Origin of the sequence: uncultured Tepidimonas sp., assembly GCF_938045175.1 — a bacterium.
In the GTDB taxonomy this organism is placed as follows: Bacteria; Pseudomonadota; Gammaproteobacteria; order Burkholderiales; family Burkholderiaceae_C; genus Tepidimonas.
Map to the genome: position 1 here is coordinate 1 of NZ_CALIND010000121.1, position 14480 is coordinate 14480.

The following is a 14480-nucleotide window of genomic DNA, read 5'->3' on the forward strand; positions in this document are numbered from 1 at the left end:
GGCCAGCATCAAAACGCTGGCCAACGATGCGCCCATCCAATCACTCCCATCCCAACTGCGCGACGAGCGCGACCATTTCGTGCGCAATCTGCATCACCCCAACGCGGGCGAAGGCATTCGTGCCTTCCTGGACAAGCGCGCCGCCCAATACCGCTGAGTGGACCGGCTGCGCCGCCGGCAGGGCCCTGGGGCCACGCCGGCCGGTGCGGGTCACCAAGGAGACAAACCCATGATGTCCAAGTCGCTCATACGACAGCCCTTCGACGAGCCCATTCTGACAATGGAAGAACGGGAAGCGATCAACCAAGGTCGCTGGTTTTCCAGTCTTTCACCATCGCTGCGGCACGACATCCTCCGATGCGCTTTCGTCAAACGCTACCAGGACGGCGATCTGATCGCCGCGCGCGGCGATCCGCCGGCGCTGTGGACCGCCGTGGCCAAGGGGGCCGTGCGCGTCAGCTCCACCTCCATCACGGGCAAGCAGATCACGCTGACCTATGTGGAGCCGGGCGTGTGGTTTGGCGACATCGCGATGTTCGACGGCGACGCGCGCACCCACGATGCCTACGCCCACGGTCCGACGACCTTGCTGTGCGTGGCGCGCAGCGATCTGCAAAAAATCCTGGACCAGCATGTGGAGCTGTACGAGGCGCTGCTGCGCCTGCAGGCGCGGCGCATCCGCACGCTGTTCGGCTTGGTGGAGGACCTGAACACCCTGCCCCTGCGCTCGCGGCTGGCCAAGCAGCTGCTGCATCTGTGCCGCTCCTACGGCGTGCCGTGCCTGTCCAACGGGCAGGAGACGCGCATCGGCCTGCAACTCGCGCAGGAAGAGCTGGCCCAGTTGCTGGGTGCCTCGCGCCAGCGCGTCAACCAGGAGCTCAAGGCCATGGAGCGCGACGGCGCCATCCGCATCGAGCCGGGCGGCCTGGTGATCCGCGACCGTGGCCAGCTCATGCGCATCGTCGAATCCGAACCCTGACCCCCAGCCGCATGGCCGGTGGGTCGGCTTTCCCCCCTGCCTGCCATGCCCGAATCCCCCTCTCCCGCTGATACCTCCGCCAGCCACGCCCTGGACGTCGCCGCGCTGGAGCGCTGGCTGACGGCGCACCTGCCGGGCTTTGCCGGGCCGCTGTCCATCGAAAAGTTTCCCGGCGGGCAGTCCAATCCGACCTATCGCCTCGTCACCCCGGGGCGGGCGTACGTCATGCGCGCCAAGCCCGGCCCGGTGGCCAAGCTGCTGCCGTCGGCACACGCCATCGAGCGCGAGTTTCGCGTCATGCAAGCCCTGGCCGCCACCGACGTGCCCGTGGCGCGCATGCATGTGCTGTGCGAGGACGAGTCCGTCATCGGGCGCGCCTTCTACGTCATGGAGCACGTCGATGGCCGCGTGCTGTGGGACCAGTCGCTGCCCGGGATGGACCCCGAGCAGCGCCGCGCGCACTATCTGGAAATGAACCGCGTGCTCGCCGCCCTGCACCGGGTGGACGTGCAGGCCGTGGGGCTGGCCGACTACGGCAAGCCCGGCAACTATTTCGAGCGCCAGATCGCGCGTTGGAGCAAGCAGTATGCCGCCTCCATCACCGACCCCATCCCCGAGATGGACGCGCTCATGGCCTGGCTGCCCGCCCACCTGCCCGACATGGCGCGCGACGAACGGCTGGTCAGCGTGGTCCATGGCGACTACCGCCTGGACAACCTGATGTTCCACCCTACGGCGCCGCGCATCGTGGCGGTGCTGGACTGGGAGCTGTCCACGCTGGGCCATCCGCTGGCGGACTTCAGCTACCACTGCATGTCCTGGCACATCGAACCCGGCGCCTTCCGCGGCATCGCCGGGCTGGACTGGGCGGCCCTGGGCATCCCGTCCGAGGACGAGTACATCGAGCGCTACTGCGAGCAAACCGGCTTTGCCACCCCCGAGGCCCTGCGCCGCGACTGGCCGTTCTACCTGGCCTACAACGCCTTCCGCCTGGCGGCCATCCTGCAAGGCATCGCCAAACGGGTGGAGCTGGGCATCGCCTCCAGCGCCCAGGCCCGCCAGAGCGCGGCCGGCGCCCGCCCCCTCGCCCAGTTGGCCTGGCGCTTTGCGCAACAGGCGCGCTGACCTCCCCTCCCCTGACCTGACCCCGGAGACCCCGATGGACTTTGCCTACAGCCCCCGCGTCCAGGCCCTGCGCGAACGCCTGATGGCCTTCATGGACGAACACATCTACCCCAACGAGGACCGGTTCGAGGCGGAGGTCGAGGCCAACCGCGCCGCCGGCAACGCCTGGGTCCCCACGCGCCTGATCGAGGACCTCAAGCCCAAGGCACGCGCCGCCGGCCTGTGGAACCTGTTCCTGCCAAACTCCCCGCGCGCGCCGGAGGGCCTGAGCAACCTGGAATACGCGCCACTGTGCGAGATCATGGGCCGCGTCACGTGGGCGGCGGAAGTCTTCAACTGCTCCGCGCCGGACACGGGCAACATGGAAACGCTCGAGCGCTACGCCAGCGAGGCGCTCAAGGACCGCTGGCTCGAGCCGCTGCTGCGCGGCGAGATCCGCTCCGCTTTTCTGATGACCGAACCCGACGTGGCGTCGTCGGACGCCACCAACATCCAGTGCCGCATCGAACGCGACGGCGAGTACTACGTCATCAACGGACGCAAGTGGTGGTCGTCTGGTGCGGGTGACCCGCGCTGCGCGGTGTATATCGTCATGGGCAAGACCAACCCCGACGCGCCCCGACACCAGCAGCAATCGATGATCGTGGTGCCGGCAGACACACCGGGCATCCGCGTGGTGCGGGCGCTGAGCGTCTTTGGCTACGACGACGCGCCGCACGGGCACATGGAAATCGAGCTGCGCGACGTGCGCGTACCGGCCGATCACATCCTGCTAGGCGAGGGACGCGGCTTCGAGATCGCGCAAGGTCGGCTGGGGCCAGGACGCATCCACCACTGCATGCGCTCCATCGGCGCCGCCGAGCGCGCGCTCGAGCTCATGTGCCAGCGTCTGAACCAGCGCGTCGCCTTCGGCAAGCCGATCGCCGCCCAGACCATCTGGCACGAGCGCATCGCCGAAGCGCGCTGCCTGATCGAGCAGGCCCGACTGCTGGTGCTAAAGGCCGCGTACATGATGGACACCGTCGGCAACAAAGGCGCCAAGGCCGAAATCGCCATGATCAAGGTCGTGGCACCGAACGTCGCTTGCCAAGTCATCGATTGGGCGATCCAGGCCTGGGGCGGCGCTGGCGTGTCACAGGTCACGCCGCTGGCGCGCAGCTATGCGCACCAGCGCACACTGCGCCTGGCCGACGGCCCGGACGAAGTGCACCGCAACGCGATTGCCAAGCTCGAGTTGGCCAAGCACATGGTGCGCGCCCCTGAGGTGGAGCTGCCCATCACGCGCGGCTGCTGAACGCGGGGTGGCGCCGCCGGGCGTCCGTCACACGTTGCTGTTGGCGCGCACTTCGGCCAGCGTGGTCAGCCCGGCGAGTACCTTCTCGATGCCGTCTTGGCGCAGGGTGCGCATGCCTTCCCGCACGGCCTGCGCCTGGATCTCCGCCGGCCGGGCCCGGGTCTGGACCAACTGCCGAATGTCGGCGCTGGCCACCAGCAACTCATGCACCGCCAAGCGCCCGCGAAACCCCGTCTGGCCGCATTCGGTACAGCCGGGCGCATGACCCAGAACCAGCCCCCCATCACGGCTGAAGCGCTGACGCCATTCGCGCTCCAGCACGTCGTCATCCTGCCAGGGGTGATCGGCCGGCAGCTGCGCTTGGTAGTCGCGAATCAACTCGCGCAGCCGCGGCGGCGCCATGGGCTCGGTCTCGACACAAGCCGGGCACAGGCGCCGCACCAACCGCTGTGCCAGCACCCCCTGCAGCGAATCCGCGAACGAAAACGGATCGACCCCCAGATCGTGCAGGCGCAAAATGGTCTCAGCCGCGGAGTTGGTGTGCAACGTCGACATCACGAAGTGGCCGGTCAACGATGCCTCGATGGCCATCTCTGCCGTCTCGGCATCGCGGATTTCCCCCACCATGATGACGTCGGGGTCGGCGCGCAGCAGCGAGCGCAGGGCCTGTGCGAACGTCCAGCCGATTTTGGGGTTGACCTGGATTTGGCGCAGCCCGCGCTGGGTGATCTCGACCGGATCCTCGGCGGTCCAGATCTTGCGGTTGGGCGTATTGAGGCGCTGCAACGCTGCGTGCAGCGTGGTCGTCTTGCCCGACCCCGTGGGGCCCACACACAAAAACAGCCCATACGGACGCGACAGGATCTGCTCGATCGCCGCCAGGTTGCGGGCGCTCAGATGCAGCCCCTCTAACGGCAGCGGGACGGACGAGTTGAGGATGCGCATCACGACATCCTCCAGGCCGCCCGCCGTCGGGATGGTGGCCACGCGCAACTCGATGGGTAACCCACCAAAGCGGCGAAAATGGATCTTGCCGTCCTGGGGCTTGCGCCGCTCAGAGATGTCGAGATTGCACATCACCTTGATGCGGGCGATGAGCGCATGGCGATAGCTGGGAGGCAGCTCCAGGTACGGGCGCATCTCGCCGTCCACGCGAAACCGGATGACCACCTTGTCGCGCCCCGGGTAGGGCTCGATGTGGATGTCCGATGCCCGCTGGTGGAAAGCCTCGATGATCATGGTGTTGACCAGCTTGACCAGCGTGTTGTCCGACTGCTCGAGGGGGCGTTCGTCCGTTCCGTCGCCCTGGGCTTCGTCGGTCAACTCTGCGGCCAGCTGCCACGCCGCTTGGTCGGCCACCGGGCCCGTGCCTGGGACGGCCGCCTCCGTCGCCGGTGCCGGTGCGCCATCCTTGGCCATGCCCAACGCGCGGTACACCTCGGCAATGCGCGCGCGCAGATCCGCGGCTGGGCTGACCACTGGAATCACTTTGCGCTGGGCGGTGAACTCCAACTCGTCGATCGCCTTGAACTGCAGCGGATCGGGCATGGCGACCACGATGGCCGATCCCATGAGCGCGATCGGCAGCACCTGCAAGCGGGTGGCCAGCGTCACTGGCACCAGCCGCAGCGCGGCGGGATCGACGGGGTAGTGGCGCACATCCACGAACGGGTAGCCCATCTTGCGCGCCAGCGCCGTTTGCAGATCGTCGGACTGGATCAAGCCCATGTCGATCAGCGTCTGCCCCAGCGGACGGTCGGGCTGGGCCCGTTGGCGCGCCAGCGCCAGCGTCAGCTGCTCTGCCGTGATCTTGCCCAACCCTAGCAACGCCTCGCCAATAGGTACCGGCTTGAGCGTAGCCTGCCGCTCCAACGCGGCTTTGAGCGCCTCGGGGGTGGTCACCATGGACGATTCGATCCGTCCCAGCGCTTCGGGTGTGAGCTCTTCGTCGCTGCCCAATAACGTCGCGCTAAAGCCACTGTCCGCGGCCAGCCCGCCGTCACTGCGCTGGACCTCGTACGCCTTGATGCCGTTCTTGGGAATGAAGACGCGCTCCGGATCGCCCTCGCGCGCCACGCGCGGAAAAATCCACAGCCCCTCGGGAGTGCGGCGACAGTCGTGGCACAGACCGGAGTACACCGATCCGTCGCGCAACTGGATCACGAACGGTCGCAGTGCCTCGTCACCCAGGACGGAGGCCGTCTGCACCACCCGGCTCGGGTCGAGCGGTGGCATGCGCAGGCGCTTGACCTGGTTGAAGCGCAACGCCAACGGCTGCCGAGTACCGGCCGGCAAGATCTTGAGGTTGCCCGCCTCCGGCTGAAAATCGACCAACTCGCCGTCGACGACCCGCCCATTCCAGCCCTCGACCGAAGCCGGCAGACGCGACTCGCCGGCCACATGCGCCTCATCCCCCGCGCGACCGGGAATCACAAACTGTCGGTGCGTCGTCATGATCACTGCTTTACCGTTGACGGGGTCAATTGGCGTGCTACAGCCCCAAAACCCACTGAATCACGTTCTTGGCCACAAATCCCAGAATTCCCAAGGACAGCACCAAAAACAGCACGAAGGTGCCGAACTTGCCGGCCTTGGATTCGCGCGCCAGGTTCAGGACGATGAACAGCATGTAAAGAATGAACGCGCCCACGCCAAAGGTGAGACCGAACTGCGCCACCTGCGCCTCGCTGTAGCCAAACAGGGTTCCATCCATCGCGCCATCATCCCGCGAGCGGCCGGACCAGCCCGGCGCGCTGAAAATCCCGATACGCGTGCCAACTGGCGTACGCGATGACGGGCACCGTCAACACCAATCCGACCATCGCCAGCGCCATGCCCAGCCCCACCAGTGCCACGATGCACAGGGCCCAGATGGCCATGACGACGGGGCGGCTGCCCACGGCACGCCAACTCTCGCCCACCGCGTGCCACAAGGGACTGGGGGTATCGACCAGCATCGGCAGCGCGATGACGCTGGAGGCAAACACCGGCGCTGCCAGCCACGCGCCCAGCAGCAGCCAGACCTCGAACAAACCCAGCTCCGGTGCCAGCACCACATGGCGCAGAAAGTCCACCGGCCGCGTGATCGGCACCGGTGACCACAGGGTGATGAGCGCCGCCGACGTCAGCACCCACCCGGTACCGGCCAGTCCCAGCAGCAAACCAAATCCCATCAATCGCCGGTCGCCCGACGTCCACAGCGCCACCACTTCGGCGCAACACACCTTTTGTCCACGCTCCAAATAGCGACTGACCGCATACAGGCCCGACGCCAGCACGGGCGCGATGATGAGAAACCCGGTAAACGCCCCGGCCAGCAACCAAAAATGGTCACGCAGGGCCACCCACACAATGAGGCCGAACAACGCCATCATGCCGCCATGCAGGACGCCGGGCAGTGGATTGGTCCAATAATCGCGCAGGCCCAGGCGCAACCAGCGCAGCGGCGCGCTCGGGCCAATGTCCGGGGGCGGATCGCCGGCAGCAGCGGGCGACGGAGGCGACATCGTCGTCATGGGAAACCCTCTATCTGGACGGGCAAAACACGGCGCGGGCGGGATACCCGCTCCAGCAGCACACCCGATTATCCACGGTGGCCGCGATCGGCCGCATCGTCCACGGACGCGGCGCTGGCCAACAACTCGCGGGTGTAGGGGTCACGCGGTGCGCGCAACACCTGCTCGGCCGGCCCCGATTCCACCACCTGGCCGCGGCGCATGACCAGCACCTCGTGCGCCATGGCCCACACCACGTCCACGTCGTGCGTGATGAGCAGATACGACAAGGCGCGCTCGCGCTGCAGGCGCAGCAGCAGCGCGAGCACCTGCTGCTGCACCGTGACGTCGAGCGCGCTCGTGGGCTCATCGAGGACCAGCAGACGCGGCTGCACGATGAGTGCGCGCGCGATCGCGATGCGCTGGCGCTGCCCTCCCGAAAACTCGTGCGGGTAGCGCTGCAACCAGGCCTCGGCCTCGCCCACCGTCACCCCCGAGGGCAGCAGCCCCACCTCTTGCAACACCGCCACCACGCGCGCGCGCCGCTCGGCGGGAAGCAGGCGCGGCTCGTGCACCCGCAGCCCTTCTTCGACGATTTGCCCCACGGTCAAGCGCGGTGACAACGACGAATAGGGATCCTGAAACACCACCTGTACCTGGCGGCGCAAGGGACGATCGACCCTGCCGCCGGTCCACGACTGCCCCATGACGCGCAACTGGCCGTCGGCGGGCAGCAGCCCCAGCGCCGCCAGCGCCAGCGTGGACTTGCCCGAACCGGACTCCCCCACGACCCCGAGCGTGCGACCCGGGGCCAGACGGGCGCTGACGTCGCGCACGGCCACGAACTGCCCGGCGCGAAACCACCCGCGCCAGCCGGGCCGCGGCACGGGGTAGCGCACACTGACGTTTTCCAGCTCGAGACAGGGCGGACCAGCGTCCGCGGGTGCCGCCGCCAACAGCGCCGCGTCGCGCCGCGGGCGGCTGGCCAGCAAGCGCTGCGTATACGGGTGCGTCGGCGCCGCAAACACCTGCGCCACCGGCCCCGTCTCGACCACGTGGCCGCGCTCCATCACCACCACGCGGTCGGCGAAGCGCCGCACCAGGTGCAAGTCGTGCGTGATGAGCAGCACCGCCAGACCCAGCCGGCGCTGCAAATCGCCCAGCAGCGCCAGCACTTGCAAGCGTAGGCTGGCGTCCAGCGCCGTCGTTGGCTCGTCGGCGATCAACAGTCGCGGCTCGCCCGCCAGCGCCATCGCGATCATCGCGCGCTGCCGCTGGCCGCCGCTGAGCTGGTGAGGGTACTGCTGCGCACGGCGCGCCGCCTCATCGATGCCGACCTGTTCCAGCGCCGCCACCGCACGCGCCCACGCCTCGCGCGGCGACAGCGCGCGCTTGAGCCGTAGCACCTCGGCGATTTGCTCCCCCACCGGGTACAGCGGGTTGAGCGCCGTCATCGGCTCCTGAAAAACGTAGGCCACCGCATCACCTCGCAGGGCACGCAAGGCGCGCTCGGGTAAGGCAAGCAGCGACTGCCCATCGAAGCGCACCTCCCCCGCGACCTGCGCGTCGGGCAACAAGCGCAGTAGGCTCAGCGCCGAGACCGTCTTGCCCGAACCCGACTCGCCCACCAGCGCCACCTTCTCCCCCGCGGCGACGTCGAAATCGATGCCGTGCACCACGGGCTGGCCACCGAAGGCGATGCGCAGATCGCGCACGGTCAACAAAGGGACGGTACGATGGTCCATCAGTCGGCCTTGCGGGGATCGAGTGCGTCGCGCAGCGCATCGCCCATGAACGTCAATAGCGTCAAGGTCAGCACCAACACGCCGAACGTGGACAGCGAAATCCACCAGGCGTCGATGTTGTTCTTGCCCTGCGCCAGCAGTTCGCCCAAGCTGGGGGTGCCCGGTGGGACGCCCAGCCCCAAAAAATCCAGCGACGTCAGCGCGAGAATCGCCGCGCTCATGCGAAACGGCAAGAACGTCACCACCGGCGTCAGGCTATTGGGCAGCACGTGGCGCCAGATGATGGCGCCGTGACCCAGGCCCATGGCGCGGGCCGCGCGCACATAGTCGAGTTGGCGGTTGCGCAAAAACTCCGCCCGCACATAGTCGGCCAGCCCCATCCAGCCAAAGAGGCTCAACAAAATCAGCAACAACGCCACGCTGGGCGCAAACACCGCACTGAAGATGATCAGCAGGTACAGCTCGGGCATGGAGCCCCAGATTTCGATCAAACGCTGCAGCGTCAGGTCGATGCGCCCGCCGAAATACCCCTGCACCGCCCCGGCCAACACCCCCAGCACCACACCGATCGCCGTCAACGCCAGTGCGAACAGCACGCTCACCCGAAAGCCGTAGATCAGCTGCGCCAGCAAGTCGCGCCCGCGGTCGTCCGTACCCAGCCAGTTGGTCGCGCTCGGCGGCGACGGGTGCGGATCGGGGGCGTAGTAGTTGAGCGTACGCGGGCCATAGGGGTTGAGCGGATAGATGGCCCAGTTGTCGCCCGCCGAGAGACGCTCGCGGATGAAGGGATCGAGGTAGTCGGTGGGGGTCTCGAAGTCGCCGCCGAAGGTCGTCTCGGGATAGTCGTGCAGCAGCGGTACATACAGCCGCCCCTCGTAGCGCACCAGCAGCGGCCGGTCGTTGGACAACACCTCGGCCAGCAGGCTCAGCCCCACCAGGGTGACGAATAGCACCAGGCTCCAGAACCCGAGCCGGTTGCGCGCAAAACGCCGCCATGCCCGCCGCGCCGGGCTGGGACTGGGCGTCGCCGATTGGGGGGCGTCAATCGAATTTGACACGGGGGTCCACCCACACGTAGCACAGGTCGCTGATGAGCTTGGTCACCAGGCCGATGAGCGTAAACAGATAGAGCGTGCCCATCACCACGGGATAGTCGCGCCGGATCACGCTCTCATAGCTCAGCAGCCCCAGGCCATCCAGAGAAAAGAGCGTCTCGATGAGCAGGCTGCCGGTAAAAAACGCGCCGATGAAAGCGGCCGGAAAGCCCGTAACGATCGGGATGAGGGCGTTGCGCAGCACGTGCTTCCACAGCACCTGGCGCTCGCTCAGGCCCTTGGCGCGCGCCACCAGCACGTACTGCTTGCGGATTTCCTCCAGAAACGCGTTTTTGGTCAGCATGGCCGTGACCGCAAAGCTGCCCAGCACCATCGACAACACCGGCAGCGTGATGTGCCACAAATAGTCCACGATGCGCGCGCCCCACGACAGTTCATCCCAGTTGTCGCTGACCAAACCGCGCAGAGGAAACCACTGCAACTGGCCGCCAAAGACCACCAGCAACGCCACCCCGAGCACGAAGCCCGGAATGGCGTACGCCACCAGAATGATGATCGAGGTCACGATGTCGAACCGGGTGCCCGCCCGCACCGCCTTGGCCACACCCAGCGGGACCGCCACCGCGTAGCTGATCACGAACGTCCACAGCCCCAGGCTCATCGACACCGGCAGCTTCTCCCAGATGAGCTGTGCCACCGGCTTGTTCTGGAAAAAACTGGCGCCCAAGTCGAAGCGGGCAAACTGCTGCAGCATCTGCCAGAAGCGCTCGTGGGCGGGCTTGTCGAAGCCATAGAGCGCCTTGATCTGCTCCAGCCGCTTGGGATCCACCCCTTGCGCGCCCCGGTAGGCCGCCCCGCCCCCTTCCGCACCGTGCCCCAGGCCGGCGCGGGCTTCGGCCAGGTACTGGTCGACCGGCCCGCCAGGCACGAACTGGATCACCACGAACGTCACGAGCAGCACCCCAAACAGCGTCGGGATCATCAGCAACAGGCGTTTGAGGATATAGGCCCACATGGTTCGCCCCTTCGAGTCAGCGCGGCGCTGCGCCGGGTTGAGCCCACCAGGTTTCGATCGCCCAACCCTCGCCGCTGGCATACGGGGGCATCTGGTCGGGGCGCGCCAGTCGCCAGGCGTTGTAGGCCAGCCGATGCGTGGGCGCGGACCACTGCGGAATCAGCACGTGACTGTGCGCGATCACGCGCTCCAGCGCCCGGCACGCGGCCAGAAAATCGGGCTCGGACTGCGCCCGCACCATGCGCGCGATCAGATCGTCCACCGCCGGGTTGGCCAGGCCGCTGAAATTGCCCGAATCCTCGGTGCGCGCCGCCACGCTGCCAAACAGGTCGGCGTACTCCGCCCCCGGGCTGTGCGTGCCCTGGAACGCGAGGCTGATGATGTCGAAGTCGAAGGTGCGCAGCCGCTGTTGGTACAACGCGAAATCCACCGGACGAAAACGCAGCTCGACCCCGATGCGCGCCAGGTTGCGCGCCCAAGGCGTGACCACGCGCGCGCCCGCCTCGTTGCTGTCCAGGTATTCCAGCACCAGCGGCTGCCCTTGCGCATTGCGCAGCGCGCCGTCGCGGTACGTCCAGCCGGCCTCACGCAGCAACGCTTGGGCGCGTTTGAGGTTGTCGCGCAAACCCGCCGGGCCGTCGGTGCGCGGCGGCTCGGCCATGGGGCCAAACACCTCGGGCGGGATGTGGGCACGCCACGGCGCCAGCAGTGCCCGCTGCGCGGCGTCGGGCTCGCCCTGCGCGGCACAGGCCGTGTTGCCAAAGAGGCCGCGCACCCGCCGGTAGCTGCCGTAGAACAGCCGCTGGTTCATCCACTCGAAGTCCAACGCCAACCCCAGCGCCTGCCGCACCCGGATGTCGTCCAACGGCGCTCGCCGCGTGTTGAGCACGTAGCTCTGAAATCCTGTGGGCAGGCGGTGTTCGAACTCCCCCTTGACCAGCTCACCCGTGTCGAAGCGTTTGCCCTTGACCCGCCGCGCCCAATCCCCGGCCGAGAAGAACCGCATCAGGTCGAACTCACCCGCCTTGAGCGCCTCCAGCCGCGCGGTGTTGTCGCGGTAGATCTTGACGGTGACGCGGTCGAAGTTGAAGGTGCCGCGCCGCACCGGCAGGTCGCGCGCCCAGTAGTTCGGGTCGCGAACATAGGTGATGTCCTTGCCGAACTTGACCGGGCCGATGCGGTACGGACCGCTGCCGATGGGGATGTCCATCACCACCTGGTCGAAGGTCTTGCGCTGGCCCGTCTTGGGGTCGATGGTGTTGCCCCACTCGCGGCTGAAAATGGGCAGCGCGCCCACCGTCAGCGGCAGCTCGCGGTTGGGCTGGCGGAAACGAAAGCGCACTGTGCGCTCGTCGATCACATCGACGCCGGCCACGTCGGCCAGTACGGTTTTGTACGCCGGCGACGTGTGTGGGCCGATCAAGGTCTCGAAGGTGTGGCGCACGTCGTGGGCCAACACCGGTCGGCCATCGTGAAAGCGCGCTTCACGCCGCAGGCGGAAGGTCGCGCTCAGCCGGTCGGGGGCCACCTGCACGTCCTCGGCCAGCAGGCCGTAGGCGGCGCCCACCTCGTCGGCCGCGCCCACCAGCAGCGTGTCGAACATCAGGTCGGCCAAGTACGCCGGGGCGCTGCCGCGCAGCGTGAACGGGTTGTACTTGTCGAAGGTGGAGGTGCGCAGGTTGCTCACCAGGCGCAGCTCGCCCCCCTTGGGCGCGTCGGGGTTCACATAGTCGAAGTGCGCAAACCCCGGGGGATACTTCAGCTGCCCCCAAAGCGCGTAGCCGTGCGCCGCCCACGCCAGCGGGGCCAGCCACCCCAGCACAGCCACGATGACCAACGCGCGCCCCAACGCGCCACGACCCGCCGCGCATGTGCGGGTCCACGGGCGAGGCGGGCCGGAAATCGGTCGCAGGTCGTGCATGCGACAATTCTGCCGGATTTTTTTCCACTCACGAGGAGCATCGACGATGGGTTTTCTGGCCGGCAAAAAACTGTTGATCACCGGCGTGCTGTCCAACCGCTCGATCGCCTACGGCATCGCGCGCGCCTGCCGCGCGCAGGGGGCCGAGCTGGCGTTCAGCTACGTGGGCGAGCGCTTCAAAGACCGCATCACCGAATTTGCCGCCGAGTTCGGCTCGCGGCTGGTGTTCGAATGCGACGTCTCGGACGACGCGCAGATCGAGCGCCTCTTTGCCGATCTGTCGCAGCACTGGCCCACGTTCGACGGCTTCGTGCACAGCATCGGCTATGCGCCGCGGGAGGCGATCGCGGGCGACTTTTTGGAGGGTTTGAGCCGAGAGGGCTACCGCACCGCGCATGAGATCAGCGCCTACAGCTTCCCCGCCATGGCCAAGGCGGCGCGCCCCTACCTGAACGACCACGCCGCCCTGTTGACGCTGACCTACCTGGGCGCGGTGCGCATGGTGCCCGCCTACAACACCATGGGTCTGGCCAAGGCCAGCCTGGAGGCCAGCGTGCGCTACTTGGCTGAATCCTTGGGTAGCCAGCGCCGCGGCTGGCGGGTCAACGCCATCTCGGCCGGGCCGATCAAGACGCTGGCCGCCAGCGGCATCAAGGGCTTCGGCAAGATTTTGGGCGTGGTGGAACAAAACGCCCCTATCCGCCGCAACGTCACCATCGACGACGTTGGCAATACGGCCGCTTTCTTGCTGAGCGACCTGGCCGCCGGCATCAGCGCCGAGGTGGTGTATGTGGACGGGGGCTTCAGCCACGTCATGGGCGGCCTCGGCGCCGACGACGCGGACTGATCGTCACTGCAGATTGCCCAGATACGCGGCCACCGCCTCCAGCTCCAGTTCGCTCAGGCGGTGCGACATGACGCGCATGATGGCGCTGTCGCGCGACCCGTTGGCTTGCTTGAACGCCTGCACCTGGCGCATCAAGTACTGCGGATGCTGACCCGCCAAGCGCGGCAGTTCGACACTGCCCGCCGCCTGCTTGCCATGACAAGTGGCGCACGGCGGCAGCCCCGAGTGGCGATTGCCGCGCTCGTAGATGAACTGCCCCACCGCCAGCAACAGCGTATCGCCGCTGGGCGTATGGCCGGGCTTCTGGCTGGCGTAGTACATGGCCACGGCCTCGCGGTCCTCGGCACTGAGGCCCTTGACCTTTTCCGCCATGGCGGGGTCCTTGCGCTCCCCGCGCGCGAACGCCTCCAGTTGCGTCATGAGATAGCCTGCGTTTTGCCCCGCCAGCCGAGGAAAGTTCGGTGCCACACTCTGGCCACACGCCCCGTGGCAAACGGCGCAATGCTCGCGCGCGACGCGCTCCCCACGCGCTAGGGGATCCGCCCCCTGCGCCGGCGCGACGACGGGCGCGACGAGGACACTGGCCACCAAGGCCCACGAAAACAAGGCGTGCCCAGGGCGCGCACGCACGACGGCTTTCATTTTCACCCTCCTATCGATGCATCCGAATGGTCGAATGCACCCATCGTAGGGCGATACGGGGCGCGCCTATTGACGCCGATCAAGCCTCGTGCAGACGCCCCTGACCCGCAGCAGGGGTATCAGCGCCGCACGGGCGGCAAGTCGGTACAACTGCCGTGCGCGGCCTCGGCCGCCATGCCGATGCTCTCGCCCAGCGTCGGGTGCGGGTGGATCGTCTTGCCGATGTCCACCGCATCCGCCCCCATCTCGATGGCCAGCGCCACCTCGCCGATCATGTCGCCCGCGTGGGTACCCACGATGCCACCACCGACGATGCAATGGGTCTGGGCGTCGAACAACAGCTTGGTGAAACCCTCGTCGCGT

At 67.4% G+C, this 14480-nt stretch carries 12 protein-coding genes and 2 pseudogenes; 5 read left to right on the top strand and 9 right to left on the bottom strand.

The features are described from left to right. The 4 genes and pseudogenes from Q0716_RS06265 to Q0716_RS06280 form a co-directional block, all read left to right on the top strand. A pseudogene (locus Q0716_RS06265) lies at nt 1–157 on the top strand (enoyl-CoA hydratase); the annotation flags it as partial. 75 nt (nt 158–232) lie between these two features. Next, complete coding sequence (locus Q0716_RS06270; protein WP_068609996.1) at nt 233–979, top strand: Crp/Fnr family transcriptional regulator; 747 nt, start codon at nt 233–235, stop codon at nt 977–979. Nucleotides 980–1024: 45 nt separating this feature from the next. After that, complete coding sequence (locus tag Q0716_RS06275; protein ID WP_068609758.1) at nt 1025–2104, top strand: phosphotransferase family protein; 1080 nt, start codon at nt 1025–1027, stop codon at nt 2102–2104. Between the two features lie 34 nt (nt 2105–2138). Further along, nucleotides 2139–3398: an acyl-CoA dehydrogenase family protein gene (locus Q0716_RS06280; RefSeq protein ID WP_299020934.1), complete on the top strand. Its 1260-nt coding sequence runs from the start codon at nt 2139–2141 to the stop codon at nt 3396–3398. Between the two features lie 27 nt (nt 3399–3425). On the opposite strand, the gene Q0716_RS06285 is transcribed toward Q0716_RS06280, so the two are convergent. From Q0716_RS06285 to Q0716_RS06315, 7 genes are all read right to left on the bottom strand, one after another. After that, nucleotides 3426–5852, bottom strand: a complete 2427-nt coding sequence (locus tag Q0716_RS06285) for a type II/IV secretion system protein (protein ID WP_299020938.1) — start codon at nt 5850–5852, stop codon at nt 3426–3428. A 37-nt stretch (nt 5853–5889) separates the two neighbouring features. After that, nucleotides 5890–6111, bottom strand: coding sequence for a DUF2788 domain-containing protein (locus Q0716_RS06290; RefSeq protein WP_299020941.1), 222 nt, complete (start codon nt 6109–6111; stop codon nt 5890–5892). Between the two features lie 7 nt (nt 6112–6118). After that, the gene (locus Q0716_RS06295; RefSeq protein ID WP_299020951.1) at nt 6119–6913 is read right to left on the bottom strand and encodes a DUF2189 domain-containing protein; all 795 of its coding nucleotides are present in this window, start codon (nt 6911–6913) and stop codon (nt 6119–6121) included. A 68-nt stretch (nt 6914–6981) separates the two neighbouring features. After that, entirely contained in the window at nt 6982–8637 is a 1656-nt protein-coding gene (locus Q0716_RS06300; RefSeq protein WP_299020953.1) for a dipeptide ABC transporter ATP-binding protein, read from the bottom strand. Next, a complete protein-coding gene (locus Q0716_RS06305) occupies nt 8637–9695 on the bottom strand; it encodes an ABC transporter permease (RefSeq protein WP_299020955.1) in 1059 nt (352 codons plus the stop codon). Before Q0716_RS06305 ends, Q0716_RS06300 begins: the two co-directional genes overlap by 1 nt. Beyond that, complete coding sequence (locus tag Q0716_RS06310; protein WP_299020959.1) at nt 9679–10707, bottom strand: ABC transporter permease subunit; 1029 nt, start codon at nt 10705–10707, stop codon at nt 9679–9681. Before Q0716_RS06310 ends, Q0716_RS06305 begins: the two co-directional genes overlap by 17 nt. A 16-nt stretch (nt 10708–10723) precedes the next feature. Then, nucleotides 10724–12628: an extracellular solute-binding protein gene (locus Q0716_RS06315; RefSeq protein ID WP_299020961.1), complete on the bottom strand. Its 1905-nt coding sequence runs from the start codon at nt 12626–12628 to the stop codon at nt 10724–10726. 46 nt (nt 12629–12674) lie between these two features. On the opposite strand from Q0716_RS06315, the gene fabI reads away from it, so the two are divergent. Further along, nucleotides 12675–13475, top strand: coding sequence for an enoyl-ACP reductase FabI (gene fabI / locus Q0716_RS06320; RefSeq protein ID WP_299020963.1), 801 nt, complete (start codon nt 12675–12677; stop codon nt 13473–13475). 3 nt (nt 13476–13478) lie between these two features. Here the strand turns inward: fabI and Q0716_RS06325 are convergent, their stop codons facing one another. Both Q0716_RS06325 and Q0716_RS06330 read right to left on the bottom strand, forming a co-directional pair. Continuing rightward, the gene (locus tag Q0716_RS06325) at nt 13479–14117 is read right to left on the bottom strand and encodes a c-type cytochrome (protein WP_299020965.1); all 639 of its coding nucleotides are present in this window, start codon (nt 14115–14117) and stop codon (nt 13479–13481) included. 119 nt (nt 14118–14236) lie between these two features. Further along, nucleotides 14237–14480, bottom strand: a pseudogene (locus Q0716_RS06330) (dihydrolipoyl dehydrogenase); the annotation flags it as partial.